Genomic DNA, 26,190 nt, shown 5'->3' on the forward strand with positions numbered 1-26,190 from the left:
CCCCCTAAAGGCGCCAAGCATGCCTTGGGTTGTGGCAAAGTGCCAGTCCTCTGGTCTGCGCTGGTTTGCCCTGCCTCGCGCATTCAGGTAGATTCTGGCGTCTACATTTGTGCTTTTTCTGCGAGCAGGCATTGATCTCGATCAGTCCCTGACTTTCTGCTATGGCCTGATCCGGGCATTGCTCGCGCCTTATTCACCCGTCACTGACCCTAGGTTCTCCATGGCTCAATACGTTTTCACCATGCATCGGCTGGGCAAAGTTGTGCCGCCGAAGCGGGAAATCCTGAAAAACATCTCCCTGTCGTTTTTCCCGGGCGCCAAAATCGGCGTGCTGGGCCTCAACGGTTCGGGTAAATCCACCCTGTTGAAAATCATGGCGGGCGTTGACACCGAGTTCGACGGCGAAGCGCGTCCGATGCCAGACCTGAACATCGGCTACCTGCCGCAGGAACCGCAGCTGGATCCAAACAAGACCGTACGCGAAGTGGTGGAAGAAGCCGTGAGCGTGATCAAGGACGCCCAGGCGCGTCTGGATCAGGTTTACGCCGAATACGCCGACCCGGATGCCGACTTCGACAAGCTGGCCGCTGAACAGGCCAAGCTCGAAGCCATTTTGCAAGCCGGCGACGGCCATAACCTTGAGCGCCAGCTGGAAGTCGCCGCCGATGCGCTGCGCCTGCCGGCCTGGGATGCCAAGGTCGAGCACCTGTCGGGTGGTGAAAAACGCCGTGTGGCCCTGTGCCGCCTGCTGCTGTCGGCCCCGGACATGCTGCTGCTCGACGAACCGACCAACCACCTGGATGCTGATTCGGTGGCCTGGCTGGAGCACTTCCTGCACGACTTCCCGGGTACCGTGGTTGCGATTACGCACGACCGTTACTTCCTGGACAACGTCGCAGGCTGGATCCTGGAACTTGACCGTGGCGCGGGCATTCCTTACGAAGGCAACTACTCGGGCTGGCTGCAAGCCAAGTCCGATCGTCTGGCTGCCGAATCCAAGCAACAGTCGGCCCATGAAAAGGCCATGAAAGACGAGCTGGAATGGGTACGTAAAGGCGCCAAGGCGCGTCAGTCCAAGTCCAAGGCCCGTCTGCAGCGTTTCGAAGAACTGCAATCGCAGGAATTCCAGAAGCGCAGCGAAACCAACGAAATCTACATCCCGGCCGGTCCGCGCCTGGGTGACAAGGTGATCGAGTTCAAGAACGTATCCAAGGGTTATGGCGATCGCGTGTTGATCGACAACCTGTCGTTCGCCATGCCTAAAGGCGCCATCGTAGGCGTGATCGGCGGTAACGGTGCCGGTAAGTCGACCCTGTTCCGCATGCTGATGGGCAAGGAGCAGCCGGATTCGGGCAGCATTGAAATCGGTGACACTGTGCAACTGGCCTGTGTGGACCAGAGCCGTGACGACCTGGATGGCAGCAAGACCGTATTCCAGGCGATTTCTGACGGTTCCGATGTGATCCGTATCGGTAACTACGAAATTCCGTCGCGTACCTATGTAGGTCGTTTCAACTTCAAGGGTGGCGATCAGCAGAAGTTCGTCAAGGACCTGTCCGGTGGTGAGCGTGGTCGCCTGCACCTGGCCCTGACCTTGAAAGAGGGCGCCAACGTGCTGCTGCTCGACGAACCGTCCAACGACCTTGACGTTGAGACCTTGCGTTCGCTTGAAGAAGCCCTGCTGGACTTCCCTGGCGCCGCCATTGTGATCTCTCACGACCGGTGGTTCCTTGACCGCGTCGCGACTCACATCCTGGCGTACGAAGACGACTCGCAGGCGATCTTCTTCGAAGGTAACTACACCGAGTACGAAGCCGACCGTAAAAAGCGCCTCGGCGAAGCGGCTACCCTGCCGCACCGTGTGCGTCACAAAAAACTGGCCCAGTAAGGGCGGTTTGCAAGAAAAGACGGAGCCCCTCGGGGCTCCGTTTTTTTTGGCAGAGCAATACTGTCCCTGTGGGAGCGGGCTTGCTCGCGATGCAGACGACGCGGTCTCCCTGACACGACGTAGGGATGCCATCGCGAGCAAGCTCGCTCCCACAATGGGGTTTTGGCGTTTATAAGTTGGTGCAAAACTGGGTACAAGAAGTATTTTTTTGGTGCGCAAAACCCCGATAAATCGGTGCTATTTATATAAATGCACCATTTAAATTCAGAACTGCGACATTTTGCGCTGTCGCGGTGCCACATGAATTGATAAAGTTCCGGTCAATCTCCGTTTAACGACAATAAATTTGCCGAGACTTACCATGATCGAATCCGTCGACCAGTTCCTTGCCCGCCTGAAAAAACGTGACCCGGACCAGCCTGAATTCCATCAGGCAGTGGAAGAAGTTCTGCGCAGTCTGTGGCCATTTCTTGAAGCCAATCCGCATTACCTGACTTCAGGCATTCTTGAGCGCATTTGCGAACCTGAGCGTGCGATCGTGTTCCGCGTTTCCTGGGTGGATGACGAAGGCAAGGTGCGGGTCAACCGCGGCTTCCGTATCCAGATGAACAGTGCCATTGGCCCGTACAAGGGCGGCCTGCGTTTCCACCCGTCGGTGAACCTGGGCGTGCTCAAGTTCCTGGCCTTTGAGCAGACGTTCAAGAACTCCCTGACCTCGCTGCCTATGGGCGGCGGCAAGGGTGGTTCGGACTTCAACCCCAAGGGCAAGAGCGACGCCGAAGTCATGCGTTTCTGCCAGGCCTTTATGAGCGAGCTGTATCGCCATATCGGTTCGGATGTTGATGTGCCAGCAGGCGACATCGGTGTGGGTGCGCGCGAAATCGGCTTTATGTTTGGCCAGTACAAGCGCCTGAGCAACCAGTTCACTTCCGTACTGACCGGCAAGGGCATGAGCTATGGCGGCAGCCTGATCCGCCCTGAAGCTACCGGCTTTGGCTGTGTGTACTTCGCCCAGGAAATGCTCAAGCGCAGCGGTCAGCGTATCGATGGCAAGCGCGTGGCGATTTCCGGTTCGGGTAACGTGGCGCAATACGCGGCGCGCAAGGTCATGGACCTGGGCGGCAAAGTGATCTCGCTGTCGGACTCTGAAGGCACGCTGTACTGCGAGGCCGGTCTGAGCGAGGAGCAGTGGGAAGCACTGATGGAGCTGAAAAACGTCAAGCGCGGGCGTATCAGCGAGTTGGCCGGGCAGTTCGGCGTGGAGTTCCTGGAGGGGCAGCACCCGTGGAACCTGGCATGTGATATCGCGCTGCCATGTGCGACCCAGAATGAGCTGGACGCCGAAGCGGCGCGTACATTGCTGAGCAATGGCTGCGTTTGTGTGGCAGAAGGCGCGAACATGCCGACTACCCTGGAAGCGGTCGATCTGTTTATCGAGGCCGGTATTTTGTTCGCGCCGGGCAAGGCGTCCAACGCCGGTGGCGTGGCGGTCAGCGGGCTGGAAATGTCGCAAAACGCCATGCGCCTGCTGTGGACGGCGGGCGAAGTGGACAGCAAGCTGCACAACATCATGCAGTCGATCCACCATGCTTGCGTGCATTACGGCGAAGAAAATGGCCGGATCAACTATGTAAAAGGCGCGAACATTGCGGGCTTTGTCAAAGTTGCTGACGCGATGCTGGCCCAGGGCGTGGTCTAGGCCCTCCCTCCAACCCCCGCTGTGGGAGCGGGCTTGCTCGCGATGCAAACGACGCGGTGTATCTGCTGCATCACGTCGATCCAATCGCGAGCAAGCCCGCTCCCACATGGGCGTTGTCTATTTTGCAAGCGCCTGATGCTCCGTCAGTTCCTGTTCGATAAAGGCGGCGATCATGGCGCGGTACACGCTCTCAGCGACGTCCGGGTTGGCGCCCAGCTCATCGGCCAGGCCCCGTACCTTGCCAATCACCTGTTCAACCCGCTGCGGCGCCCTGACCGCATCGCTGTCTTTCTTGAAACGTGCCGCTTGCGATACGTAAGCCCCCCGCTCGGCGATCAAGCCGACAATCTGGCGATCCAGTCCGTCGATTTTCTCGCGCACTTGCTCAAGGGAATCACAGTTAACAGCCATGTCGTAAAACCTCCTTTCAGTAGTGATACCACTTCAGTTCCAGCATCACTTCGTTGATGGGTGAACTCAGTTTGCTGAACTCACGCTGTGCGCTCAGGCGCAGGCCCAGGTTGCGCGAAATTTCCCATTGCTGATTCAGGCTCAAGCTACGACGGATTTCACCGTTGGTGAAGTAGTCGCCCTTGGCTTCCACGCTCAGGTTGCCCACCGGGTTACGCCACAGTAGCCCCGTATCAAAGCCGGCAGCAGGGGCCACAAACGCCGCGAAGTCGTTGTTGTGCTCGATGCGCACCGTACCGAGCGCGAAACCGAGCAGGTTGTCCGCCAATTGCCAGGTGCCGCCTGCACCGCCGTTGACATGGCTGACCAGGTTTTCGTCGCCGTGTTTGCCCAGCACCCGTTCCAGCCCGCCGCCCACTTGCCATGACCAGGGTTGCAGCAGGTCATTGCGCGGGGTCAGGGAGCGGATATTGGCCAGGTCCAGTTGCTGCACTTGCCACTTGTTGCCTTCGTACTGACGCAGCTTGAGTTGCAGGATTTCAATCTGCGCGCCCAGAGGGAAGCCCGGGCCGTTATCGTTGAGGTCGTGGTAGGCCATGCGCAAGCCGTACTCGGCAAAGGCCTTGTCGTCACGGCTACCGGCACCCAGTTGCCAGGTGCGCGACTCATGGCCGTTTTCGGGCAGCTCGGGTTTTTCCACCTGCAGTTCGGGCGCCGGGTTCTGATTGATCGCCCGCAACAGTTCAAAGCTGCGCTGTGAGCGCGCCGGGTCACGCTCAAGGCCATTGGCCCGGTAACGCTCAAGCCGGTAGGCGGCGTCGATAATCAGTGCCTGGCGCGCTTTGGGCAGCGCCTTGAATGTCGGGTTTTGCAACTGGGCCTGATCGGCGCTGACCTGCAATACCCATTGCTGCTCTTCGGGGTCGAGGGCTTTGGCCCGGTCCAGCAATTCACGTTCGCGGGACGGGCGGTATTCGATGCTTTCCACCAGCCCGGCTTCCTTGACCGCTTTTACCGTGTCGGTGGGGATGGCGGTTAGCGGAAATTGCGTGGTCAGTTGCAGGCCGGGACGGGCCACTTGCAACAGTTCCAGCAGGCGATAAGAGCAGTTTTCGTCAAAGAAGAAATAGTCGAACTGGATCTGCTTGAGCTCCCACACATGCTCAACCATGCGTTGGGTTTCTTCGGGTGTCAGATTGAGCCGGTATTCCCACAGGTCGCGGTTTTCCAGGCTGCGGTATTCCGAGAGCTTTTCCTGGTAGGGCACCAGGGCAAACAGGCCCGGATAGCCACCGGCCAAGCCCTTCCAGGCATACAGGATGCTGTTGTCGGAACCCTCGATATAGGCGCCGAAGTTGATCGCATAGCTGAGCAGGGCGGTCTTGTTGTGTTGCACGTCGGCCTGGTCGATGCGTAGCAGGGTATGGCCGAACATGGAGGACGGGCTGTTGAGGTAGGCAGCCGGAAAAATCATCACCGTGCTGTGTGGCGCCACGTCCTTGAACCACTGCGTGAACTCTGCGCATTCGGCCTTGGGCAGGTCGTTCAGGTTCAGTTGAGCCTTGAGCCAGCGGGTGCGGGCCGGGTAGACGCATTGCGGGTGCTTGTCGCCCAGGCTCAAGGGCGCATACAACGCCTCGACGGTGGCGCGCAGTTCGGCATCGGGGTGATGGGCGCCGTCGGGTGCGAGAAAGAATTTGTCGTCGCTGACATAGCTTCGCCAACCGCTCAGCTTGCCGGCTTCGTAATGCCCCAGTGAGATCCAGAACGGGTCGTTGGCCAACTGCTGCACACGTTGATCGTCGATATGGGGTGCGGCATACAGCGGGGCGCAGGCACAGAGCGCCAGGTAGGCAAGGCGTTTGAGCATGTTCGGCAACTGTTGTCAGACGAAGGGAAGTAAAGCTGGAGAATACCCGCTCCGGGAGGAGCGGGCAGGTCTTATTGACTTACGCCGCGGTGGCGTACTTGGCCAGGCGTGCATCGCCCTTGAGGATGGCCAGGGTGTTGGAGTGAACGTCTTCAGCTGTCACATCAGCCTTGCTGAAGATTTGCTGGAAGTGCTCGTGGGTGACGGCGGCGAAATGCTCGCGGTCTTCAGGGGCGACGCCCAGGACCACCGCGTAGGTGGTCAAGGCTTCGCCATTGCCTTTGGCCATGTCCTCGGACAGCTCGTTCATCATGCCATTCATGGCAATCCACGATTTGCCGCCGTAGGTCAGGGCGTCCTTGGTGGTACAGCCGTTGGTGCCGGAGGTCATGCCGAAGGTGGCGTTGCCGGACGTGCCGTTGGTGGTGGATGCCAGGAAGTGGGCAGGGGTGCCACGCTGGCCTTCGAACAGCATGTTGCCCCAACCGCAGTTCGGGCCGCCCGGTGCCTGGGCCATCGCATTGAGGGAAACAACTGTAAAGAGAGTACCAAGAAGAATCCGTTTCATAAGCTGTGTTCTCTATAGGTGTGCAACCAATGGACAAGGGTTTCTGGCCCTGAAGCGCCAGTACGGGCCAGTTATGCCTTCCAGCCGCGTAACAGCTTGGAGTCTAGGCACGATCGGCAGGTTCCGTGATTTTTTGTAAAACAATCTCTGCCGGAACACATTTCACCCCCGTAAACACTGGGGGGCGAGTTTTCCCGTGTTGTACGCCTTGCCAGTGATGTACAGCCAGCGCCAGAATGCTGCCATCTGCCCCGCCCGATGTAAGGAAGCCCGATGCCTGATTCTGTTGCCACCAGCTTGCGTCTAGCGCCTGATGCGCTAACCCGTCCTTTTTCTGCTGAACAGTTCAGCTTCTCGAACACCAATGATCTGGAACCTTTTCGCGGCATTCTCGGCCAGGAGCGTGCGGTCGAAGCCTTGCAGTTCGGCGTGGCCATGCCACGCCCGGGTTACAACGTATTTGTCATGGGCGAGCCGGGAACGGGTCGCTTCTCGTTCGTCAAACGCTACCTCAAGGCCGAGGGCAAGCGCTTGAAGTCGCCGAGCGACTGGGTCTACGTCAACAACTTTGACGAACCCCGCGAGCCACGCGCCCTGGAATTGCCTTCCAGTAGCGCTGGCGCTTTTATTGGCGATATCAACCATTTGATCGACAACCTGCTGGCAACCTTCCCGGCCGTGTTTGAGCACCCGACCTATCAGCAGCGCAAAAGCGCGATTGATCGCGGCTTCAACCAGCGCTATGACCGCGCGCTGGATGTGATCGAGCGTCTGGCCCTGGAAAAAGGCGTGGCGTTGTATCGCGACAGCAGCAACGTGGCCTTCACGCCGATGAGCGATGGCAAGGCGCTGGACGAAGCCGAATTCTCGCAATTGCCTGAAGCCGATCGCGAACGCTTCCACGAGGATATTTCCGAACTGGAAGAGCGACTGAACGAAGAGCTGGCCAGCCTGCCGCAGTGGAAGCGCGAGTCGAACAACCAGCTGCGCCAGTTGAATGAAGAAACCATTACCCTGGCCCTGCAGCCATTGCTGTCGCCGCTGTCGCAGAAGTACGCCGAAAATGCTGCGGTGTGCGGCTATCTGCAGGCGATGCAGGTGTACCTGCTGAAAACCGTGGTCGAGCAACTGGTCGACGACAGCAAGACCGATGCCCAGGCGCGCAAGCTGCTTGAGGAGCAATACCTGCCGAGCCTGGTGGTGGGCCAGCCGCTGAGTGGCGGCGCACCCGTGGTGTTCGAGCCGCACCCGACCTACGACAACCTGTTTGGCCGTATCGAATACAGCACTGACCAGGGCGCGCTGTACACCACCTATCGCCAGCTGCGCCCCGGCGCCTTGCACCGTGCCAATGGCGGCTTTCTGATTCTTGAAGCCGAGAAAATGCTCAGCGAGCCATTTGTCTGGGATGCCCTTAAGCGCGCCCTGCAGTCGCGCAAGCTGAAAATGGAATCGCCGCTGGGCGAGATGGGCCGCCTGGCCACCGTGACCCTTAACCCGCAGGTTATCCCGCTGCAGGTCAAGGTCATCATCATCGGTGCGCGCCAGCTGTATTACACGTTGCAGGACCTGGATCCGGACTTCCAGGAGATGTTCCGCGTACTGGTGGATTTCGACGAAGACATCCCGATGGTCGACGAGAGCCTGGAGCAGTTCGCCCAATTGCTCACCACCCGCACCTCGGAAGAGGGCATGGCGCCACTGACCGCCGGGGCCGTGGCACGCCTGGCCACCTACAGCGCGCGCCTGGCCGAACACCAGGGGCGTTTGTCGGCGCGTATTGGTGATTTGTTCCAGTTGGTCAGCGAGGCGGACTTCATCCGTCACCTGGCGAGCGACGAGATGACTGACGCGGGCCATATCGAGCGTGCCCTCAAGGCCAAGGCCACCCGCACCGGGCGTGTGTCGGCGCGCATCCTCGATGACATGCTGGCGGGGATCATCCTGATCGACACCGATGGCGCGGCCGTGGGCAAATGCAACGGCCTGACCGTGCTGGAAGTCGGCGACTCGGCGTTTGGCGTGCCTGCACGAATTTCCGCCACGGTGTACCCGGGTGGCAGCGGCATTGTCGATATCGAACGCGAGGTTAATCTGGGCCAGCCGATTCACTCCAAGGGGGTGATGATCCTGACCGGTTACCTGGGCAGCCGTTACGCCCAGGAGTTCCCGCTGGCGATTTCGGCCAGTATCGCGCTGGAACAATCCTACGGTTATGTGGATGGCGACAGTGCGTCGTTGGGTGAGGCCTGTACGTTGATTTCGGCATTGTCCAAAACACCGCTCAAGCAGTGTTTTGCCATTACCGGTTCGATCAACCAGTTCGGCGAAGTGCAGGCGGTGGGCGGGGTTAACGAGAAGATCGAAGGCTTCTTCCGCCTTTGCGAGGCGCGTGGGCTGACAGGCGAGCAGGGTGCGATCATTCCGCAGGCCAACGTAGCGACCTTGATGCTCGACGAGAAGGTGCTGCAGGCTGTGCGCGAGGGCAAGTTCCACGTGTACGCGGTGCGCCAGGCCGATGAGGCCTTGAGTTTGCTGGTGGGCGAACCTGCCGGTGAGCCGGATGCCGAGGGCCAGTTCCCTGAAGGCAGCGTTAACGCCCGTGTGGTCGAACGGTTGCGGGTGATTGCTGAAATGATCAACGACGATGAACTCAAGGAAGCCGAAAAGGAGCTGCTGGCGGAAGCCCTGGCCGCAAAAAAACCGGCCTGATCCCTTAAAGCGAAACCTGTGGGAGCGCCAAGCGCCCGGATTGTGTGAGCGCTGTATTACCTGTGGGAGCTGGCTTGCCAGCGATGCAGGCAGGCATAGTCTGTCAGGGCTCTCGCGGCGTAGGCATCGCGGGCAAGCCCGCTCCCACAGATCTGCGATGCCCATCGACAAAGCCGTTGGTCATAGGCGGCTTTTCATACGCAGAATTTCTTCTATTCTGATGGCATGGACACCACTGTCGTCACCGGAACGATGCAGCCCGTAGTCTGCGGCTGAAGACAGGCTCTACCGAGGGTCGCCGTCATGTCGCGCAACCTTTGCCTTACTCGCCAATGCTTGGGCCTAGTGACCCGTATTGAATGCAGCATTCGACCGCTGGCAGGCAATAACGGGATGTGGACGCTGCTCTTCGCCGCGGGCCTGGCAGGCGAACAACCCTCCACGATCAAGGCGCAGGGCCCTTTCCCCGGGCCGTTCGTGGCCGAAACCATTCTTGAATCCATCGTTGAAAGCCTGACCCTGCATGGCTATCAACTGGCTGACGACCCGCAAATCTGGTGCCTGCATGTGCAGGCCCAGCTGCGTCAGATCAATGGCGGGCGTTGTCACGCCTTGCGCTAGGCAGTGTTTTATCGTGGCGTGCTGGCTTCCGGGGCCTTGTCGAGTTTGACTTCAAACCCGTACTCGACAGGGTTGAGCGCGGTGCGGGCATAGCTTTCCAGTTGGGTCGGCTGACCATAAAAGTAATGCACGTCGAACACCGGCGGTCCATCGGGCTCGGTGCTGTGGCTGACGGCAGTCACTTCCTTCAGATAATTCCCCGTATCGTCCTTGGCAAAAAAGCGCCAGGCCTCGGCCGGGAACACGTTTTGATCAACGATCAGGGCATTGCCCTTGAGCTCAAGGCCTTTGGGCAGGTGGGCGATATCCAGCACCTGTTTGTCGATATCCGCGATAAACAGCGGGATCGAGCCAACCGCATAGGCCGGAGTTTCGGGGAACAGGTTCAGGTCGTAGGTGATAACGCCTGCGTGCGGGTCCACATCGAAGGCTTCGGCAGGCAATTCCAGCGGCTCGCTGCGATTGCCCTTGTCGTCTTCGGCAAAGAAGGTAACCGGCGCGTCAGACTTGTCCGGGAGCGCGCCGAGCATTTCGCTGTTGAACGTAGCCGGGTGGCTGAACTCCAGGGACGCTGCGCTGGCATCTTCCACTGACTGGCTGATCACCACGCTTTTTTCCAGCTGTTCTGGGGTCAGCGTGGCGTCTTTTAGCGCGTTGGCGGCCTGATCGTCATACACCACGACGTTGAGCGCCAGGGGCTGGATCTCTTTGCCCACCACGTTTTTGTCCAGCATGCGCACCGGCAGGTCGAGGGACTTGCGGGTTACAACGGCGCTTGAGAAGTCGAGCACGTTGATATCGACATTGGCCACCGTGCCGTTGAAAAACACCTTGCTGTAGTGGTGCGGGTGCAACTGGTCGAAGGCTTTTTGCTCGTTATCCAGTTGCTGCTCGAACGCGTCACTCCAGGCGGTTTGCTTGAGCATCTCGGCCAGTTGCTGCTGATAAAACGCCAGTTGCTCGGCATTTTCGTTGATCGATCCCGAACGTGTAAGGAACTGCCCGCTAGTGTCGCGAGCCTGGATGATCAGCGGGTTGAGCGGGGTGTCACGCACTTGCTCGGCCAGGGGAGCGCTGTTGACGATGTCCACCTCGGCAAAGTTCTTGCCCAGTGCCAGCAGGGTGACGCTGATCGTGCCGTCGGTCCGGGTTTTACCCACGTCCTTGGCCGTGAGGTTGAAGTTGACCACTTTGCCTGGCGCGATGACTTCGACCTTGCCGTGCAGGGTCAGGGGCTGGGGCTGTTGGGTATTGGCGGTTTCAATCCCGTCGATATAGGGGTAAGTGACGGTCAGGTCGTCCGGGTTGCTCAGGTTGGCGCTGGAGGGGCTTAGCTGGATACCCGGGTCGCTTTCGGACCACTCCGGCTGGAAGGGCACCACTTGTTTGTTGCTCAGGGTCACCGACTGCCATTCCAGTGCATGGGGGAACGGGAACTCGGCTGCACTGTTGAGCGGGAACGGGAATACCGGTTCCAGGTCCGTCAGGTAATCGGAGCTTGAGTGTTTGCGCAGTACAAACAAACCGTTGATATAGGTATCGGTAAGCGCCTGGCTGCTGGGGTAGTGCTTGAGCAATGCCAGGTCATCGGCGCCGTACTCGGTCTCGATCGGCTTGTCCTGCAGTTTGAGGCGCGCACGTTCGAGCAACAGCAGGGAGCCGCCGAGGTCGGCCACAGCATCCTTGAGTTGCTGATCCTTGATGCCGTCCAGGCTCTGTTCGAACGCTGCACTGCGCTGCTCCAGGCTGGCCTGCTGGTGTTCGTCGTCAGGAGAACAGCCGCCGACCGCGAGCATTGCCATCGAGAACCCAAAACAAGCCAAGGGGAATCGCAGATCCATGGTTCGGTTTTCCTGTCCGTAAACAATGCTGAGAGTGTGGACACTAGCAGAAAATGTTTTTACAGGCTGTTTCCAGCCCTTTAACACGGTGCTTTTCTCACTGATATACTCGCGCCCATTTTGTTACGTCCTGTGAGATTCAATGGAACGCTTTATCGAAAATGCAATGTACGCCTCGCGCTGGATTTTGGCGCCAATTTACTTCGGGCTTTCGCTGGGCCTGCTGGCTTTGGCGTTGAAGTTCTTCCAGGAAGTGTTTCATGTAATCCCCAACGTGTTTGCGCTAACTGAGTCAGATTTGATCCTGGTCATCCTGTCGCTGATCGACATGGCGCTGGTGGGCGGTTTGCTGGTGATGGTGATGATTTCCGGCTACGAGAACTTTGTCTCGCAACTGGATATCGACGAGCACAAGGAGAAGCTCAGCTGGCTGGGCACGATGGACTCCACCTCGTTGAAAATGAAGGTCGCGGCATCGATCGTGGCGATCTCCTCGATCCACCTGCTGCGGGTCTTCATGGATGCACGCAATATCGAGACCGAGTACCTGATGTGGTATGTGATCATTCACATGACCTTTGTGGTTTCGGCGTTTGCGATGGGCTACCTGGACAAATTGACCAAACACTAAGGGCTGCCCGCAGGTTGCACACCAACCCGGGCTGCGAAGGCTTTGGGGGCTGTGGTAGTCTGCTGGCCCTTTTTTTGGTTCGGGGTGTTCGCCAGCCGCGGCTAGCGCGGTTTTCCCGGGCACCCCCACAGCGGAGCAGTGTTATGTCCGAAGTAAATCTGTCGACCGACGAAACTCGCGTCAGCTACGGCATTGGCCGTCAGCTGGGTGACCAGCTGCGCGACAACCCGCCACCTGGCATCAGCCTGGACGCCATCCTGGCTGGCCTGACTGACGCTTACGCGGGCAAGGAAAGCCGTGTAGGCCAGGAAGAAATGTCGGCAAGCTTCAAGGTGATCCGCGAGATCATGCAAGCTGAAGCAGCTGCCAAGGCAGAAGCTGCAGCGGGCGAAGGCAAGGCTTTCCTGGCTGAAAACGCCAAGAAAGACGGCATCACCACCCTGGCTTCCGGCCTGCAATTTGAAGTGGTGACTGCAGGTGAAGGCGCCAAGCCATCCCGTGAAGACACCGTGCGTGTTCACTACCACGGTACCCTGATCGACGGCACTGTATTTGACAGCTCCTACGATCGTGGTCAGCCAGCTGAATTCCCGGTTGGTGGCGTGATCGCCGGTTGGACCGAAGCCCTGCAACTGATGAACGCCGGCAGCAAATGGCGCATCTACGTGCCGAGCGAACTGGCTTACGGCGCCCAAGGCGTTGGCAGCATTGCTCCGCACAGCGTGCTGGTATTCGACGTTGAGCTGCTGGACGTTCTGTAAGAACCCCGGGGTTTGACGTTGGCTGCGGGTTTGCTGGCAAACCCGCAGCTACACCGGCCGCGTCATATTTGTATCTTGGCGTGGTGCGGGTGAGTGTCAGTTGTACCGCACGGGCGCAATGCCCGGGCATAGCAGAACAGGAACAGATTGCGCACCAGCTCCTTGAGCACTACCGGCTCGCTTGAGTTGAGCCCGGTAAAATCCAGGTCGCCCTGGTCCTGCAGCTCGTTGAGTGCTTCTTCTTCCAGTACCGCACAGACTTCCCCGGTTTCCCGATGCAGGATTCGCAGGTAAGGGTGTGGACGGTCCAGCCAGGCATCAATTAAATAAGTCATGGTCGTCATCTCCTTGATGAATACCAATGAGAATAATTCTTATTCAATTAATAGCAAGTGCCTATTGGCGGATTTCTGATCTTTCTGCGTTAGAACTGCTGCGGATCAAAGTGGCTGGCTTTTTGATATTGCTTGGTGGGGAGGGTGAAGCACCTTCCTGCGCAGGGCGCAGAAAGGCATGCAGCAGAATCAGACTTTACGCACGAACTCGGACTTGAGCTTCATCGGGCCGATGCCGTCGATCTTGCAGTCGATATCGTGGTCGCCGTCGCACAGGCGGATGTTCTTGACCTTGGTGCCCACTTTGACCACCAGGGAAGTCCCCTTGATTTTCAGGTCCTTGATCACGGTGATGGTGTCGCCGTCGGTCAGCACAGTGCCTGCGGAGTCCTTGTAGACTTTTTCATCGCTGGCTTCTTCAGCTACGCCATTGGCGGACCACTCATGGGCGCATTCCGGGCAGATCAGCTGGGCGCCGTCTTCGTAGGTGTATTCGGAATTGCATTTTGGGCAGGGTGGCAACGTGCTCACTAAAGCTCCTTAAGAATCAGGCTGGCTAAAAGGCGCGCATTATATAGGGTTTTAGTGCGGGGCGGGGGATGGCAGGGCAGATTGACCGTGTGGGAGCGAGCAAGCCCGCTCCCACAGGTAGTCAGTGTGTACGCGCTACCGCAAATTCGCTCAGTTCAACCAGCGCATCGCGGTATTCGCTTGGCGGCAGGGCTTCGAGGCATACAATCGCACGGGCCACATAATCGCGGGCCAGTTGTGCGGTGTATTCCAGCGAGCCGGAGGCCTCGACGGCCGCGCGGATGCTTTCCAGGTCTTCGATGCCGCCTTTCTGGATGGCCTTGCGCACCAGGGCTGCCTGTTCAGGCGTGCCTTCGCGCATGGTGTAGATCAGCGGCAGGGTCGGCTTGCCTTCGGCCAGATCGTCACCCACGTTCTTGCCCAGGGTTTCGGCGTCGCCACGGTAGTCGAGCAGGTCGTCCACCAGCTGGAACGCCACCCCCAGGTGATCGCCGAAGGTGCGCAGGGCTTCGCTCTGCTCGGGCGTGGCGCCTGCCAGCGCCGCAGCACTGTGGGTCGAAGCCTCGAACAGCATCGCGGTTTTGCCGCGGATGACTTCCATGTAGGTTTCTTCGGTGGTGCTGGCGTCGCGCACCTTGGACAGCTGCAACACTTCGCCTTCAGCAATGATGCGGGTGGCTTGCGACAGGATTTTCATCACTGGCATCGAGCCAAGCTCAACCATCATCTCGAAGGAGCGCGAATACAGGAAGTCGCCGACCAGTACGCTGGGGGCATTGCCCCAGGTGGCGTTGGCGGTCTTGCGGCCACGGCGCATGCCCGACATGTCGACCACGTCGTCGTGCAGCAGGGTCGCGGTATGCAGGAACTCGATGGTTGCGGCCAACAGGCGCAAGTCGTCGCCTTCGCGCCCCAGGGCCTTGCCACACAGCAACACTAATAAAGGACGCAGGCGCTTGCCGCCGGCCGAAGTAATGTAGTCGCCGATTTTTGAGACCAGCGGTACGCGTGAAGTCAGCTGCTTCTTGATGATGCCATCGACGGCGCTAAAATCGTCCGCCACCGCGCGGTAGAAAGCTTGGGGTTGCATCAGCGACAGGTGCTCCAGAAGGGTTGCGCGGCATGCTAGGTCGGGGGGCTGGGCCTGTCAAGGCGGATGGACGGCCCCTTGCAAGCCTGACTTGGCTTGCGTACAATCGCGCACCCTGAACTTCCTGGGCAGCACCTGCCTTACGCAATTGCATCTGGGCCGTTCCAGCCCCATGCAGCCATGCCAGCCAATACCTTTACCTATAAAGCGCTGGGTGAGCAGGATTATCGGAGAAATACCATGTCGTACGCAGTAATCGTTACTGGTGGCAAGCAATACAAAGTAGCTCCAGGTGAATACCTGAAGATCGAAAAACTGGAAATCGCTACCGGCGAATCCGTAACTTTTGATCGCGTTCTGTTGGTCGCCAATGGCGACGACGTTAACATCGGCGCTCCAGTTGTACCTGGCGCCACTGTTGTGGCTGAAGTGATCTCCCAAGGTCGTCACGATAAAGTCCGCATCATCAAGTTCCGTCGTCGTAAGCACCACATGAAGCGTATGGGCCACCGCCAGTGGTACACCGAGATCAAAATCACCGGTATTCAGGCTTAATTTCAGCCTAATTCCTCACTAGGAGAATTGACTCATGGCACACAAAAAAGCTGGTGGTAGTACCCGTAACGGTCGCGACTCAGAAGCCAAACGCCTTGGCGTGAAGATGTATGGCGGCCAGGCTATCATTCCGGGCAACATCATCGTGCGTCAGCGCGGCACCCAATTCCACGCTGGCTACGGCGTTGGTATGGGCAAAGATCACACCCTGTTCGCGAAAGTGGAAGGCGTGATCAAGTTCCAGGTTAAAGGCGCCTTCGGTCGTCGCTATGTAAGCATCGTTCCGAAGACTGCAGTCGTCGCGGCGTAATAGCTTGGTAGCTGGAAGAGCCCTGTCTTGCGACGGGGCTTTTTCGTTTGTGGGGTGAGTCTCTTGCAAAACTGTTTGTATGGGCTGCTGGCGCTGGATTTAACGGTCGTTGATTGAGGTCGCTGCGCTCATTTTTGCAAGAGTCTTATGTCTTGGTTTTTAACGGCTCGTCCTAATGACGAGAGGCGCGTTTTGATATGAAGTTTGTTGATGAAGTATCGATCAAAGTAAAAGCAGGCGACGGTGGTAACGGTTGCATGAGTTTCCGTCGTGAGAAATTCATCGAGAACGGTGGTCCAAACGGTGGTGATGGTGGTGATGGCGGCTCGATCTACATGATCGCCGACGAAAACCTCAACACCCTGGTTGACTACCGTTATACCCGTCACTTCGATGCCCAGCGTGGCTCGAACGGCGGCAGTACGGATTGCACCGGTCGCAAGGGTGAAGACCTGGAGCTGCGTGTTCCGGTCGGTACCACGGTGATCGACGCTGGCACCCAGGAAATCATTGGTGACCTGACCAAGGCCGGCCAGCGTTTGCTGGTGGTGCATGGTGGCTGGCACGGGCTGGGCAACACCCGTTTCAAATCCAGTACCAACCGTGCGCCACGCCAGACCACCCCGGGCAAACCCGGTGAGCAGCGTGACCTGAAGCTGGAATTGAAGGTGTTGGCTGACGTTGGCCTGCTGGGCTTGCCGAACGCCGGTAAAAGTACCTTTATCCGTTCGGTGTCTGCAGCCAAGCCAAAAGTGGCGGACTATCCGTTTACTACCCTGGTGCCAAACCTGGGTGTGGTCAGCGTGGATCGCTGGAAGAGCTTTGTGATTGCCGATATTCCTGGCTTGATCGAGGGGGCTTCCGATGGCGCGGGCCTGGGCATTCGCTTCCTCAAGCACCTGGCGCGTACCCGTCTGTTGTTGCACCTCGTCGACATGGCGCCGGTGGAAGGTACTGAAAGTGCTGCTGATACCGCTGAAGTCATCGTGAATGAGCTGACCAAGTTCAGCCCTTCGCTGGCTGAGCGTGATCGCTGGCTGGTGCTGAACAAGTGCGATTCGCTGCCTGAAGACGAGCACGATGCTCGCGTCAAGGAAGTGGTTGATCGTCTTGAGTGGACCGGCCCGGTGTATGTGATCTCGGCGATTGCCAAGATCGGTACCGACAAGCTCTGCCACGACATCATGCGTTATCTGGAGGATCGTGCTGATCGTCTGGCTGCTGACCCTGCTTACAAGCAAGAGTTGGCCGAGCTGGATCAGCGCATCGAAGATGAAGCCCGTGCGCAGTTGCAGGCCCTGGATGACAAGCGTGCCCTGCGTCGCAGCGGCGTGAAGAGCGTCCATGACATCGGTGAAGATGATTGGGACGAAGAAGATGTAGATGATGAAGATGATGAAGATGGTCCGGAAATCATTTACGTCCGCGACTGATTCGTTGCAGTAAACTACAGCGCCGCTCAATGAGCGGCGTTTTAGCATCTACGAATGGGTAATCATAAATAATTCCATGGCAGCGCTCGGTCGCGCTGCTCTCAGGCATAGGTTGGATGAAGATGCGGAGCAAGGTGACGGGTGCGCAGCGCTGGGTTGTCAAGATCGGCAGCGCGTTGCTGACAGCGGATGGCAAAGGCCTGGATCGCGCAGCGATGGGCGTTTGGGTGGAGCAGATGGTGGCGTTGCACGAGGCTGGCGTTGAGCTGGTACTGGTGTCTTCGGGTGCTGTGGCGGCCGGCATGAGCCGTTTGGGCTGGACGGTACGACCGAGTGCCATGCACGAGCTGCAAGCGGCTGCGGCCATTGGCCAGATGGGCCTGGTGCAGGCCTGGGAGTCGAGCTTTGCCGAGCACTCCCGGCATACCGCGCAAATCCTGCTGACCCATGACGACCTGTCTGATCGCAAGCGTTACCTCAATGCCCGCAGCACGTTGCGTGCGCTGGTGGAGCTGGGTGTGATCCCGGTCATTAACGAAAATGACACGGTAGTCACCGACGAAATCCGTTTTGGTGACAACGATACGCTGGCGGCGCTGGTGGCCAACCTGGTCGAGGCTGATCTGCTGGTGATCCTGACCGATCGCGACGGCATGTTTGATGCTGATCCGCGTAATAACCCTGATGCCAAGATGATCTACGAAGCCCGTGCCGATGACCCGGCGCTGGATGCTGTGGCGGGCGGTACCGGTGGTGCGCTGGGGCGCGGCGGCATGCAGACCAAGCTGCGTGCAGCGCGGCTGGCGGCGCGTTCCGGGGCGCACACGATTATCGTGGGTGGGCGTCTGGAGCGGGTGCTGGATCGCCTGAAGGCGGGCGAGCGCCTGGGCACCTTGCTGTCCCCTGAGCGTGGTTTGTTAGCTGCGCGCAAGCAGTGGCTGGCCGGGCATTTGCAGACCCGTGGCACGCTGGTGCTGGATGAGGGGGCTGTAGCGGCCTTGGCCAAGGGTAATAAAAGCCTGCTGCCGGTTGGGGTCAAGGCGGTGCAGGGCGGTTTCCGTCGTGGCGAGATGGTGGTGTGTGTGGCGCCGGACGGGCGGGAAATTGCCCGTGGCCTGGCCAACTACAGTGCTGCTGAGGCGCAAAAAATCATCGGGCAGCCGTCGGATGCGATTGTCGCTGTGCTGGGGTATATGGCGGAACCTGAATTGGTGCACCGCGATAACCTGATTCTGGTTTGATTTTGAGGTGTGATATGCGCTTGATTGGCGGTTTGTTGGGGCTGATGCTGGCAATGCCGTTGCTGGCGTCGGCTGAAGAGATTGGTTCGGTATCGACGGTCTTCAAATTTGTCGGGCCCAATGACCGCATTGTGGTCGAAGCATTTGATGATCCGAAGGTGGACGGTGTGACCTGCTACCTGTCTCGCGCCAAGACGGGCGGCATGAAGGGTGGACTGGGGTTGGCCGAAGATCGTGCCGAGGCGTCGATTGCGTGTCGTCAGACCGGGCCGATCAGCTTCAAAGGCGACCTGAAGGATGGTGATGAGGTGTTCAAGGAGCGCACTTCGCTGGTGTTCAAGACCATGCAGGTGGTGCGTTTTCTCGATAAAAAGCGCAATACGCTGGTGTACCTGGTGTACAGCGACCGCTTGATCGAAGGCAGTCCGCAGAATGCTGTAACGGCAATTCCGATTTTGCCGTGGCCGCACGAGTAACGTTGTTCAAGAAAAGCCGCGCTTGTCGCGGCTTTTTTTTTTGCCGATTTTTATTCCGGATCTGTAGCAGCTGCCGAAGGAACGAGGCTGCGTTCGGCGGCGAAGCCGTCGTAAAACCGGGTTTTGCTGTGTGTCAGGCAAGCTTGGGTTTGAATATTTGCGGTCGCTGCGCAACCGAACGCAGCCTCGTTCCTTCGGCAGCTGCTACAAGGGTGTCGCTTAAATCACAGGCAATAAAAAACCGACCCTAAGGTCGGTTTTTTAACAAGCTTGTCGCTTAAGCGGCAGTCGCAAGGTTCAACGCCTTGACGTGGCCATTCAGGCGGCTCTTATGGCGAGCAGCTTTGTTCTTGTGGATGATGCCTTTATCGGCCATACGGTCGATAACAGGTACAGCCAGAACATAAGCAGCTTGCGCTTTAGCAGCGTCTTTTGCGTCGATGGCTTTAACTACATTCTTGATGTAGGTACGAACCATGGAACGCAGGCTGGCGTTGTGGCTGCGACGCTTCTCAGCCTGTTTTGCACGTTTTTTGGCGGAAGGTGTGTTGGCCACCGTCGAGCTCCTCGAAAGACTTTTGGGAAATAACAAACAAAATAGGCCGCGAATCATGCCGATGACGAGAACTCTTGTCAAGGGCGTTTGATGCGATCCGCTGAGTGGTGGATCGAGGCAGACGGGATATTTATTTCCGGCGCTTGACCTGTAAACTCGCGAGCTTGGCTCTGTGCTGTTGCGGCGCGCAGTATCGCATAAGTGGGCGCTTTGTTCGCCAGCTCTTTCTCTAATAGGCAAAAACTCTTTCAATGAATTTGCTCAAGTCGTTGGCTGCCGTCAGCTCAATCACCATGATTTCCCGGGTTCTGGGCTTCATTCGCGACACCATTATTGCCCGTGCCTTCGGTGCCGGAATGGCCACGGATGCGTTCTTTATTGCCTTCAAGTTGCCCAACCTGCTGCGCAGAATTTTCGCCGAGGGCGCGTTTTCCCAGGCCTTTGTGCCGATCCTGGCCGAATATAAAAGCCAGAAGGGCGAGGAGGCGACCCGCACATTTGTCGCTTATGTCGCCGGGCTTTTGACTCTGGCACTGGCCATTGTCACTGTGCTTGGCATGCTGGCGGCCCCCTGGGTCATCTGGGCAACCGCCCCGGGGTTTGCCACCACCCCCGAAAAATTCGAACTGACCAGTGACATGCTGCGGGTCACGTTCCCTTATATATTGCTGATCTCGCTGTCGTCCCTGGCCGGGGCGATCCTCAATACCTGGAACCGTTTTGCCGTGCCGGCCTTTGTGCCGACCCTGCTCAACGTCAGCATGATCATTTTTGCGCTGTTCCTGACGCCGTACTTCGACCCGCCGATCATGGCCCTGGGCTGGGCGGTGCTGGTCGGTGGCCTGGCTCAATTGCTGTTCCAGCTGCCGCACCTGAAAAAAATCGGCATGCTGGTACTTCCGCGCCTCAATCTGCGCGATACCGGTGTGTGGCGCGTGATGAAGCAGATGTTGCCGGCCATCCTGGGGGTGTCGGTCAGTCAGATTTCGCTGATCATCAATACGATTTTTGCTTCGTTCCTTGTCGCCGGTTCGGTGTCATGGATGTACTACGCGGACCGCCTGATGGAGTTGCCGTCGGGGGTTCTGGGCGTGGCGCTGGGCACGATCCTGCTGCCAACCCTGTCCAAGACCTACGCCAATAAAGACCGCCAGGAATATTCGCGGATTCTCGACTGGGGCCTGCGCCTGTGTTTTGTGCTGGTGCTGCCATGCTCGCTGGCGCTGGCCATTTTGTCCGAGCCGCTGACGGTTTCACTGTTTCAGTACGGCCAGTTCACGGCGCTGGATGCGGCCATGACCCAGCGAGCATTGATCGCTTATTCGCTGGGGCTGCTGGGGATCATCATTATCAAGGTGCTGGCCCCAGGCTTTTATGCACAGCAAAATATTCGTACCCCGGTGAAGATCGCGGTATTTACCCTGGTAGTGACGCAGTTGCTTAACCTGGTGTTTATTGTGCCGTTGCAGCATGCGGGCCTGGCGCTGGCCATCAGCGTGGGCGCCTGCATCAATGCCGGGTTGCTGTTTTGGCAGTTGCGTCGGCAAAAACTGTTTGTCGCCCAGCCAGGCTGGACCAAGTACCTGTTCAAGCTGGTGCTGGCCGTGGCCGTGATGTCAGCGGTATTGCTGGGCTTGATGCAGGTGATGCCGGCCTGGGATCACGGCAATATGCTGGAGCGCTTTATTCGCCTGGGCGGCTTGGTTGTCGCGGGTGTGCTGGCGTATTTCGGCATGCTGCTGTTGCTGGGCCTGCGTTTGAAAGATTTCGCGCGCAAGTCACTTATGTAAGCTAATGACGGGTCAGACGTCGATTTTGTCGAAATGACCTGATTTGCCTTGCGCTGTTGCCTGTCGTACTGGGCCGGGTGTGGTTATAATCGACCACTTTATGAGCAAGAAGCGCGTTATGCAGCTGGTTCTAGGCCTTCACAATTTGCGGCCCCAGCATCGGGGCTGTGTCGCCACTATTGGCAACTTTGACGGTGTACACCGTGGTCACCAGGCAATCCTGGGCCGGCTGCGTGAGCGTGCGCTGGAGTTGGGCGTGCCCAGCTGCGTGGTGATTTTCGAGCCGCAGCCGCGCGAGTTCTTTGCCCCGGACACGGCGCCGGCACGTCTGGCCCGGTTGCGCGACAAGCTGCAACTGCTGGCTGACGCCGGTGTCGACCGGGTGCTGTGCCTGGCGTTCAATCAACGCCTGTGCAAGCTCAGCGCCGCCGAATTCGTCGATACCATCCTGGTCGACGGCCTGGGTGTGCAGCACCTGGAGGTCGGTGACGACTTCCGTTTTGGCTGCGACCGCGTCGGCGACTTTGACTTCTTGCAACAGGCCGGGCAGATGCAGGGCTTTACCGTCGAGGCGGCGCAAACCGTCGAGCTTGACGGTGTACGCATCAGCAGCACGAAGGTGCGTGATGCCCTGGCTGGCGGCGATTTCGCCCTTGCAGAGCGCTTGCTGGGGCGTCCTTTTCAAATCGCTGGCCGGGTATTGCACGGGCAAAAACTGGCGCGCCAACTGGGCACGCCGACCGCCAATATCCAGCTTAAGCGTCGTCGTGTGCCGTTGACCGGGGTGTACCTGGCCAGCGTCGAGATCGATGGCAAGACCTGGCCCGGCGTCGCCAATATCGGCGTGCGGCCAACCGTAGCAGGGGATGGCAGCGCCCATCTTGAAGTACATCTGTTGGATTTCGCCGGCGATCTGTATGGTCGGCGTTTGAACGTGGCATTCCACCACAAGCTGCGTGATGAGCAGCGTTTCGCCTCCCTGGAGGCGCTCAAGACGGCGATCAATGCGGACGTCGCCGCCGCCCGAGCCTATTGGCTGGGTCAACCGCTTAAAAAGAGCCTGAAATGACCGACTACAAAGCCACGCTAAACCTCCCGGACACCGCCTTCCCAATGAAGGCCGGCCTGCCACAGCGCGAACCGCAAATTTTGCAGCGCTGGGACAGCATTGGCCTGTACGGGAAGTTGCGCGAGATTGGCAAGGATCGTCCGAAGTTCGTACTTCACGACGGTCCTCCGTATGCCAACGGCACTATCCATATCGGTCATGCGCTGAACAAGATCCTGAAAGACATGATCATCCGCTCCAAGACCCTGTCGGGTTTTGACGCGCCGTATGTGCCGGGCTGGGATTGCCACGGTTTGCCGATCGAGCACAAGGTTGAAGTGACTCACGGTAAAAACCTGCCTGCGGACAAGACCCGCGAGCTGTGCCGTGCCTACGCCACCGAGCAGATCGAGGGCCAGAAGTCCGAGTTCATCCGTCTGGGTGTGCTGGGTGACTTTGCCAACCCGTACAAAACCATGGACTTCAAAAACGAAGCCGGCGAAATCCGTGCCCTGGCCGAAATCGTCAAGGGCGGTTTCGTGTTCAAGGGCCTCAAGCCGGTGAACTGGTGCTTCGATTGCGGTTCGGCCCTGGCCGAAGCGGAAGTTGAATACCAGGACAAGAAGTCCGCGGCCATCGACGTTGCCTTCCCGGTTGCCGACGAGGCCAAACTGGCCGAGGCCTTTGGCCTGGCAGCCCTGAGCAAGCCGACCGCAATCGTTATCTGGACCACCACCCCGTGGACCATTCCGGCCAACCAGGCACTTAACGTCCACCCGGAATTCACCTACGCGCTGGTCGATGTAGGTGACAAACTGCTGGTCCTGGCTGAAGAGCTGGTCGAGTCGTGCCTGGCGCGCTACAACCTGCAAGGTTCGGTGATCGCCACCACCACCGGTTCGGCGCTGGAACTGATCAACTTCCGTCACCCGTTCTACGACCGCCTGTCGCCGGTTTACCTGGCCGAGTACGTTGAACTGGGCGCCGGCACCGGCGTGGTTCACTCCGCCCCGGCCTACGGCGTAGACGACTTCGTGACCTGCAAAGCCTATGGCATGGTCAACGACGACATCATCAACCCGGTGCAAAGCAATGGCGTGTATGTGCCATCGCTGGAGTTCTTCGGTGGCCAGTTCATCTGGAAGGCCAACCAGAACATCATCGACAAGCTGATCGAAGTCGGCTCGTTGATGTTCACCGAAACCATCAGCCACAGCTACATGCACTGCTGGCGCCACAAGACCCCGCTGATCTACCGCGCTACCGCGCAGTGGTTCATCGGCATGGACAAGCAGCCGACCACAGGCGATACCCTGCGCGCCCGTGCGCTGCAGGCTATCGAAGATACCCAGTTCGTACCGGCCTGGGGGCAGGCCCGCCTGCACTCGATGATCGCCAACCGTCCGGACTGGTGCATCTCGCGTCAACGCAACTGGGGTGTGCCGATCCCGTTCTTCCTGCACAAGGAAAGCGGCGAACTGCATCCGCGCACTGTCGAAATGATGGAAGAAGTGGCCAAGCGCGTTGAGCTTGAAGGCATCGAGGCCTGGTTCAAGCTGGACGCCGCCGAACTGCTGGGCGACGAAGCGCCGCTGTACGACAAGATCAGCGACACCCTGGACGTATGGTTCGATTCGGGCACCACGCACTGGCATGTACTGCGCGGCTCGCACCCTATGGGTCACGAGACCGGCCCGCGTGCCGACCTGTACCTGGAAGGCTCCGACCAGCACCGTGGCTGGTTCCACTCCTCGCTGCTGACCGGTTGCGCCATCGACAACCACGCGCCGTACCGCGAGCTGCTGACCCACGGTTTCACCGTGGACGAGGCGGGCCGCAAGATGTCCAAGTCTCTGGGCAACGTGATTGCGCCGCAAAAGGTCAACGACACCCTGGGCGCCGACATCATGCGTCTGTGGGTTGCCTCGACTGACTACTCGGGTGAAATCGCGGTTTCCGACCAGATCCTGCAGCGCAGCGCAGATGCCTACCGGCGTATCCGCAATACCGCACGCTTCCTGCTGTCGAACCTGACCGGCTTCAACCCGGCCACCGACATCCTGCCTGCCGAAGAAATGCTGGCACTGGACCGTTGGGCCGTGGACCGCGCCCTGCTGCTGCAGCGCGAGCTGGAACTGCACTACGGCGAATACCGCTTCTGGAACGTGTACTCCAAGGTGCACAACTTCTGCGTGCAGGAGCTGGGCGGTTTCTACCTGGACATCATCAAGGACCGTCAGTACACCACCGGTGCTGACAGCAAGGCCCGTCGTTCGTGCCAGACCGCGCTGTTCCACATCTCCGAGGCGCTGGTGCGCTGGATCGCACCGATCCTGGCATTCACTGCCGACGAGTTGTGGCAATACCTGCCGGGCGAGCGCAACGAATCGGTCATGCTCAACACCTGGTATGAAGGTTTGAGCGAGCTGCCGGAAGGCACCGAACTGGATCGCGCCTACTGGGAGCGGATCATGGCGGTCAAGGTTGCGGTCAACAAGGAGATGGAAAACCTGCGTGCAGCCAAGGCCATTGGCGGCAACTTGCAGGCGGAAGTCACCCTGTTCGCCGAAGATGCCCTGGCAGCGGACCTGGCCAAGCTGAGCAACGAACTGCGCTTTGTGCTGATCACCTCCACCGCCAGCGTTGCACCCCTGGTGCAGGCTCCAGCGGATGCCGTGGTGACCGAAGTCGCCGGCCTCAAGCTCAAGGTGGTCAAGTCGGCCCACGCCAAGTGCGCCCGTTGCTGGCACTGCCGTGAAGACGTCGGCGTGAACCCGGAGCACCCGGAAATCTGCGGTCGTTGCGTCGACAACATCAGCGGCGCCGGTGAGGTACGTCACTATGCCTAATACCAGCACTACCGGGCGCTTCGGGCGCCTGGGCTGGCTCTGGTTGACGGTGCTGGTCCTGGTCATCGACCTGACCAGCAAGGTCTACTTCGACAACGCGCTGCAGATGTACCAGCAGATCGTGGTGATCCCGGACCTGTTCAGCTGGACCCTGGCCTACAACACCGGCGCGGCTTTCAGCTTCCTGGCCGACAGTGCCGGCTGGCAGCGCTGGCTGTTTGCATTGATCGCGGTGGTGGTCAGTGCCGTGCTGGTGGTCTGGCTCAAGCGCCTGGGGCGCAATGACACCTGGTTGGCCATTGCCCTTGCCCTGATCCTGGGCGGCGCGCTGGGTAACTTGTATGACCGTATTGTTTACGGCCATGTCGTCGATTTCATTCTGGTGCATTGGCAAAATCGCTGGTACTTCCCTGCGTTCAATTTCGCCGACAGTGCGATTTGCGTAGGTGCCGTGATGCTGGCACTGGATATGTTCAAAAGTAAAAAGTCCGAGGAAACCGCTCATGACTGAGCAGCGTATTGGTCAGAACACGCAGGTCACGCTGCATTTTGCTTTGCGTCTGGAAAACGGCGACACCGTCGACAGCACCTTCGACAAGTCCCCGGCCACCTTCAAGGTCGGTGATGGCAGCTTGCTGCCAGGGTTTGAAGCGGCGCTGTTCGGTTTCAAGGCGGGTGACAAGCGCACACTGGAGATTCTTCCGGAAAACGCTTTTGGCCAGCCCAACCCGCAAAACGTACAGATCATTCCACGTTCGCAGTTCAAGGACATGGAGTTGTCGCAAGGTTTGCTGGTGATCTTCAACGACGCGGCCAACACCGAGCTTCCGGGTGTGGTCAAAGCGTTTGATGATGAGCAGGTCACCATTGATTTCAACCACCCGCTGGCAGGCAAGACCCTGACCTTCGACGTGGAAATCAAAGACGTTCAAGCGCTGTAATCCAGTGCCCGGCTGCGGCCGGGCCTGATTGGC

Annotated in this window: 24 protein-coding genes; 16 read left to right on the forward strand and 8 right to left on the reverse strand. The window is 58.8% G+C overall.

Annotation, left to right across the window (positions count from 1 at the left end):
- The first annotated feature begins 220 nt into the window (after positions 1-220).
- Positions 221-1,888 (forward strand): energy-dependent translational throttle protein EttA, encoded by a 1,668-nt coding sequence (gene ettA / locus BFC21_RS22110; RefSeq protein WP_086795841.1) that lies wholly within the window; start codon positions 221-223, stop codon positions 1,886-1,888.
- A 361-nt stretch (positions 1,889-2,249) separates the two neighbouring features.
- Positions 2,250-3,587 carry an NADP-specific glutamate dehydrogenase gene (gene gdhA, locus BFC21_RS22115; protein ID WP_120266485.1) on the forward strand — a complete coding sequence of 446 codons (1,338 nt, stop codon included), beginning with the start codon at positions 2,250-2,252 and terminating at the stop codon, positions 3,585-3,587.
- A 117-nt stretch (positions 3,588-3,704) separates the two neighbouring features.
- On the opposite strand, the gene BFC21_RS22120 is transcribed toward gdhA, so the two are convergent.
- The 3 genes from BFC21_RS22120 to BFC21_RS22130 all read right to left on the reverse strand — a co-directional run bounded on the left by BFC21_RS22120 (position 3,705) and on the right by BFC21_RS22130 (position 6,436).
- A complete protein-coding gene (locus BFC21_RS22120) occupies positions 3,705-3,998 on the reverse strand; it encodes a chorismate mutase (protein ID WP_088378932.1) in 294 nt (97 codons plus the stop codon).
- Between the two features lie 16 nt (positions 3,999-4,014).
- Positions 4,015-5,868, reverse strand: coding sequence for a DUF4105 domain-containing protein (locus BFC21_RS22125; RefSeq protein ID WP_120266486.1), 1,854 nt, complete (start codon positions 5,866-5,868; stop codon positions 4,015-4,017).
- A gap of 79 nt (positions 5,869-5,947) precedes the next feature.
- A complete protein-coding gene (locus BFC21_RS22130; RefSeq protein WP_029611228.1) occupies positions 5,948-6,436 on the reverse strand; it encodes a DUF3015 domain-containing protein in 489 nt (162 codons plus the stop codon).
- Between the two features lie 273 nt (positions 6,437-6,709).
- On the opposite strand from BFC21_RS22130, the gene BFC21_RS22135 reads away from it, so the two are divergent.
- Together BFC21_RS22135 and BFC21_RS22140 are read left to right on the forward strand one after the other, a co-directional pair.
- Positions 6,710-9,148 carry a Lon protease family protein gene (locus BFC21_RS22135; protein WP_088378934.1) on the forward strand — a complete coding sequence of 813 codons (2,439 nt, stop codon included), beginning with the start codon at positions 6,710-6,712 and terminating at the stop codon, positions 9,146-9,148.
- A 303-nt stretch (positions 9,149-9,451) separates the two neighbouring features.
- A complete protein-coding gene (locus BFC21_RS22140; protein ID WP_088378935.1) occupies positions 9,452-9,769 on the forward strand; it encodes a hypothetical protein in 318 nt (105 codons plus the stop codon).
- Between the two features lie 8 nt (positions 9,770-9,777).
- Here the strand turns inward: BFC21_RS22140 and BFC21_RS22145 are convergent, their stop codons facing one another.
- Entirely contained in the window at positions 9,778-11,610 is a 1,833-nt protein-coding gene (locus BFC21_RS22145; RefSeq protein ID WP_095005515.1) for a hypothetical protein, read from the reverse strand.
- Between the two features lie 142 nt (positions 11,611-11,752).
- Between BFC21_RS22145 and BFC21_RS22150 the strand changes: the two genes are divergently transcribed.
- Positions 11,753-12,241: a TIGR00645 family protein gene (locus BFC21_RS22150; protein WP_016779412.1), complete on the forward strand. Its 489-nt coding sequence runs from the start codon at positions 11,753-11,755 to the stop codon at positions 12,239-12,241.
- A 143-nt stretch (positions 12,242-12,384) separates the two neighbouring features.
- Positions 12,385-13,002, forward strand: coding sequence for an FKBP-type peptidyl-prolyl cis-trans isomerase (locus BFC21_RS22155; RefSeq protein WP_016779413.1), 618 nt, complete (start codon positions 12,385-12,387; stop codon positions 13,000-13,002).
- 62 nt (positions 13,003-13,064) lie between these two features.
- Here BFC21_RS22155 and BFC21_RS22160 read toward each other — a convergent pair whose 3' ends face one another.
- From BFC21_RS22160 to BFC21_RS22170, 3 genes are all read right to left on the reverse strand, one after another.
- A complete protein-coding gene (locus BFC21_RS22160) occupies positions 13,065-13,337 on the reverse strand; it encodes a hypothetical protein (protein WP_088378937.1) in 273 nt (90 codons plus the stop codon).
- Positions 13,338-13,526: 189 nt separating this feature from the next.
- Positions 13,527-13,868, reverse strand: a complete 342-nt coding sequence (locus BFC21_RS22165; RefSeq protein WP_016779415.1) for a zinc ribbon domain-containing protein YjdM — start codon at positions 13,866-13,868, stop codon at positions 13,527-13,529.
- Positions 13,869-13,989: 121 nt separating this feature from the next.
- Positions 13,990-14,958, reverse strand: a complete 969-nt coding sequence (locus BFC21_RS22170) for a polyprenyl synthetase family protein (RefSeq protein WP_016779416.1) — start codon at positions 14,956-14,958, stop codon at positions 13,990-13,992.
- A 240-nt stretch (positions 14,959-15,198) separates the two neighbouring features.
- Between BFC21_RS22170 and rplU the strand changes: the two genes are divergently transcribed.
- The 5 genes from rplU (at position 15,199) to BFC21_RS22195 (ending at position 18,973) form a co-directional block, all read left to right on the forward strand.
- Positions 15,199-15,513 carry a 50S ribosomal protein L21 gene (gene rplU / locus BFC21_RS22175; RefSeq protein WP_007901869.1) on the forward strand — a complete coding sequence of 105 codons (315 nt, stop codon included), beginning with the start codon at positions 15,199-15,201 and terminating at the stop codon, positions 15,511-15,513.
- Positions 15,514-15,547: 34 nt separating this feature from the next.
- The gene (gene rpmA, locus BFC21_RS22180; RefSeq protein ID WP_003443913.1) at positions 15,548-15,823 is read left to right on the forward strand and encodes a 50S ribosomal protein L27; all 276 of its coding nucleotides are present in this window, start codon (positions 15,548-15,550) and stop codon (positions 15,821-15,823) included.
- 197 nt (positions 15,824-16,020) lie between these two features.
- Positions 16,021-17,256 carry an Obg family GTPase CgtA gene (cgtA, locus tag BFC21_RS22185; RefSeq protein ID WP_120266487.1) on the forward strand — a complete coding sequence of 412 codons (1,236 nt, stop codon included), beginning with the start codon at positions 16,021-16,023 and terminating at the stop codon, positions 17,254-17,256.
- Positions 17,257-17,378: 122 nt separating this feature from the next.
- Positions 17,379-18,497, forward strand: a complete 1,119-nt coding sequence (gene proB / locus BFC21_RS22190; protein WP_088379576.1) for a glutamate 5-kinase — start codon at positions 17,379-17,381, stop codon at positions 18,495-18,497.
- 14 nt (positions 18,498-18,511) lie between these two features.
- Complete coding sequence (locus BFC21_RS22195; protein WP_016779419.1) at positions 18,512-18,973, forward strand: CreA family protein; 462 nt, start codon at positions 18,512-18,514, stop codon at positions 18,971-18,973.
- A 277-nt stretch (positions 18,974-19,250) separates the two neighbouring features.
- On the opposite strand, the gene rpsT is transcribed toward BFC21_RS22195, so the two are convergent.
- Positions 19,251-19,529, reverse strand: coding sequence for a 30S ribosomal protein S20 (gene rpsT / locus BFC21_RS22200; protein ID WP_003443902.1), 279 nt, complete (start codon positions 19,527-19,529; stop codon positions 19,251-19,253).
- Positions 19,530-19,780: 251 nt separating this feature from the next.
- Here rpsT and murJ point away from each other — a divergent pair, with 251 nt between their 5' ends.
- From murJ to fkpB, 5 genes are all read left to right on the forward strand, one after another.
- Positions 19,781-21,319 (forward strand): murein biosynthesis integral membrane protein MurJ, encoded by a 1,539-nt coding sequence (murJ, locus tag BFC21_RS22205; RefSeq protein ID WP_120266488.1) that lies wholly within the window; start codon positions 19,781-19,783, stop codon positions 21,317-21,319.
- 118 nt (positions 21,320-21,437) lie between these two features.
- On the forward strand, positions 21,438-22,388 hold the full coding sequence (ribF, locus tag BFC21_RS22210) for a bifunctional riboflavin kinase/FAD synthetase (RefSeq protein ID WP_016779421.1): 951 nt from the start codon (positions 21,438-21,440) through the stop codon (positions 22,386-22,388).
- Complete coding sequence (gene ileS, locus BFC21_RS22215; RefSeq protein WP_088378939.1) at positions 22,385-25,216, forward strand: isoleucine--tRNA ligase; 2,832 nt, start codon at positions 22,385-22,387, stop codon at positions 25,214-25,216. Before ribF ends, ileS begins: the two co-directional genes overlap by 4 nt.
- Positions 25,209-25,727 carry a signal peptidase II gene (gene lspA, locus BFC21_RS22220; RefSeq protein ID WP_016779423.1) on the forward strand — a complete coding sequence of 173 codons (519 nt, stop codon included), beginning with the start codon at positions 25,209-25,211 and terminating at the stop codon, positions 25,725-25,727. The genes ileS and lspA overlap by 8 nt, the downstream gene beginning before the upstream one ends.
- Entirely contained in the window at positions 25,720-26,157 is a 438-nt protein-coding gene (gene fkpB, locus BFC21_RS22225; RefSeq protein ID WP_088378940.1) for an FKBP-type peptidyl-prolyl cis-trans isomerase, read from the forward strand. Before lspA ends, fkpB begins: the two co-directional genes overlap by 8 nt.
- Positions 26,158-26,190 lie beyond the last annotated feature (33 nt).

Source organism: Pseudomonas sp. TMW 2.1634, from assembly GCF_001703595.1.
Taxonomy (GTDB): domain Bacteria; phylum Pseudomonadota; class Gammaproteobacteria; order Pseudomonadales; family Pseudomonadaceae; genus Aquipseudomonas; species Aquipseudomonas fragi.

What these genes read in the sequence shown, in the direction of transcription:
- gdhA (WP_120266485.1), top strand. Translation starts at nt 2,250, where the DNA reads ATGATCGAATCCGTCGACCAGTTCCTTGCCCGCCTGAAAAAACGTGAC.
- murJ (WP_120266488.1), top strand. Translation starts at nt 19,781, where the DNA reads ATGAATTTGCTCAAGTCGTTGGCTGCCGTCAGCTCAATCACCATGATT.
- BFC21_RS22130 (WP_029611228.1), bottom strand. Translation starts at nt 6,436, where the DNA reads ATGAAACGGATTCTTCTTGGTACTCTCTTTACAGTTGTTTCCCTCAAT.
- fkpB (WP_088378940.1), top strand. Translation starts at nt 25,720, where the DNA reads ATGACTGAGCAGCGTATTGGTCAGAACACGCAGGTCACGCTGCATTTT.
- rplU (WP_007901869.1), top strand. Translation starts at nt 15,199, where the DNA reads ATGTCGTACGCAGTAATCGTTACTGGTGGCAAGCAATACAAAGTAGCT.
- BFC21_RS22160 (WP_088378937.1), bottom strand. Translation starts at nt 13,337, where the DNA reads ATGACTTATTTAATTGATGCCTGGCTGGACCGTCCACACCCTTACCTG.
- BFC21_RS22125 (WP_120266486.1), bottom strand. Translation starts at nt 5,868, where the DNA reads ATGCTCAAACGCCTTGCCTACCTGGCGCTCTGTGCCTGCGCCCCGCTG.
- BFC21_RS22120 (WP_088378932.1), bottom strand. Translation starts at nt 3,998, where the DNA reads ATGGCTGTTAACTGTGATTCCCTTGAGCAAGTGCGCGAGAAAATCGAC.
- BFC21_RS22170 (WP_016779416.1), bottom strand. Translation starts at nt 14,958, where the DNA reads ATGCAACCCCAAGCTTTCTACCGCGCGGTGGCGGACGATTTTAGCGCC.
- lspA (WP_016779423.1), top strand. Translation starts at nt 25,209, where the DNA reads ATGCCTAATACCAGCACTACCGGGCGCTTCGGGCGCCTGGGCTGGCTC.
- BFC21_RS22135 (WP_088378934.1), top strand. Translation starts at nt 6,710, where the DNA reads ATGCCTGATTCTGTTGCCACCAGCTTGCGTCTAGCGCCTGATGCGCTA.
- ettA (WP_086795841.1), top strand. Translation starts at nt 221, where the DNA reads ATGGCTCAATACGTTTTCACCATGCATCGGCTGGGCAAAGTTGTGCCG.
- ribF (WP_016779421.1), top strand. Translation starts at nt 21,438, where the DNA reads ATGCAGCTGGTTCTAGGCCTTCACAATTTGCGGCCCCAGCATCGGGGC.
- proB (WP_088379576.1), top strand. Translation starts at nt 17,379, where the DNA reads ATGCGGAGCAAGGTGACGGGTGCGCAGCGCTGGGTTGTCAAGATCGGC.
- cgtA (WP_120266487.1), top strand. Translation starts at nt 16,021, where the DNA reads ATGAAGTTTGTTGATGAAGTATCGATCAAAGTAAAAGCAGGCGACGGT.
- BFC21_RS22150 (WP_016779412.1), top strand. Translation starts at nt 11,753, where the DNA reads ATGGAACGCTTTATCGAAAATGCAATGTACGCCTCGCGCTGGATTTTG.
- BFC21_RS22140 (WP_088378935.1), top strand. Translation starts at nt 9,452, where the DNA reads ATGTCGCGCAACCTTTGCCTTACTCGCCAATGCTTGGGCCTAGTGACC.
- BFC21_RS22145 (WP_095005515.1), bottom strand. Translation starts at nt 11,610, where the DNA reads ATGGATCTGCGATTCCCCTTGGCTTGTTTTGGGTTCTCGATGGCAATG.
- ileS (WP_088378939.1), top strand. Translation starts at nt 22,385, where the DNA reads ATGACCGACTACAAAGCCACGCTAAACCTCCCGGACACCGCCTTCCCA.
- BFC21_RS22155 (WP_016779413.1), top strand. Translation starts at nt 12,385, where the DNA reads ATGTCCGAAGTAAATCTGTCGACCGACGAAACTCGCGTCAGCTACGGC.
- rpmA (WP_003443913.1), top strand. Translation starts at nt 15,548, where the DNA reads ATGGCACACAAAAAAGCTGGTGGTAGTACCCGTAACGGTCGCGACTCA.
- BFC21_RS22195 (WP_016779419.1), top strand. Translation starts at nt 18,512, where the DNA reads ATGCGCTTGATTGGCGGTTTGTTGGGGCTGATGCTGGCAATGCCGTTG.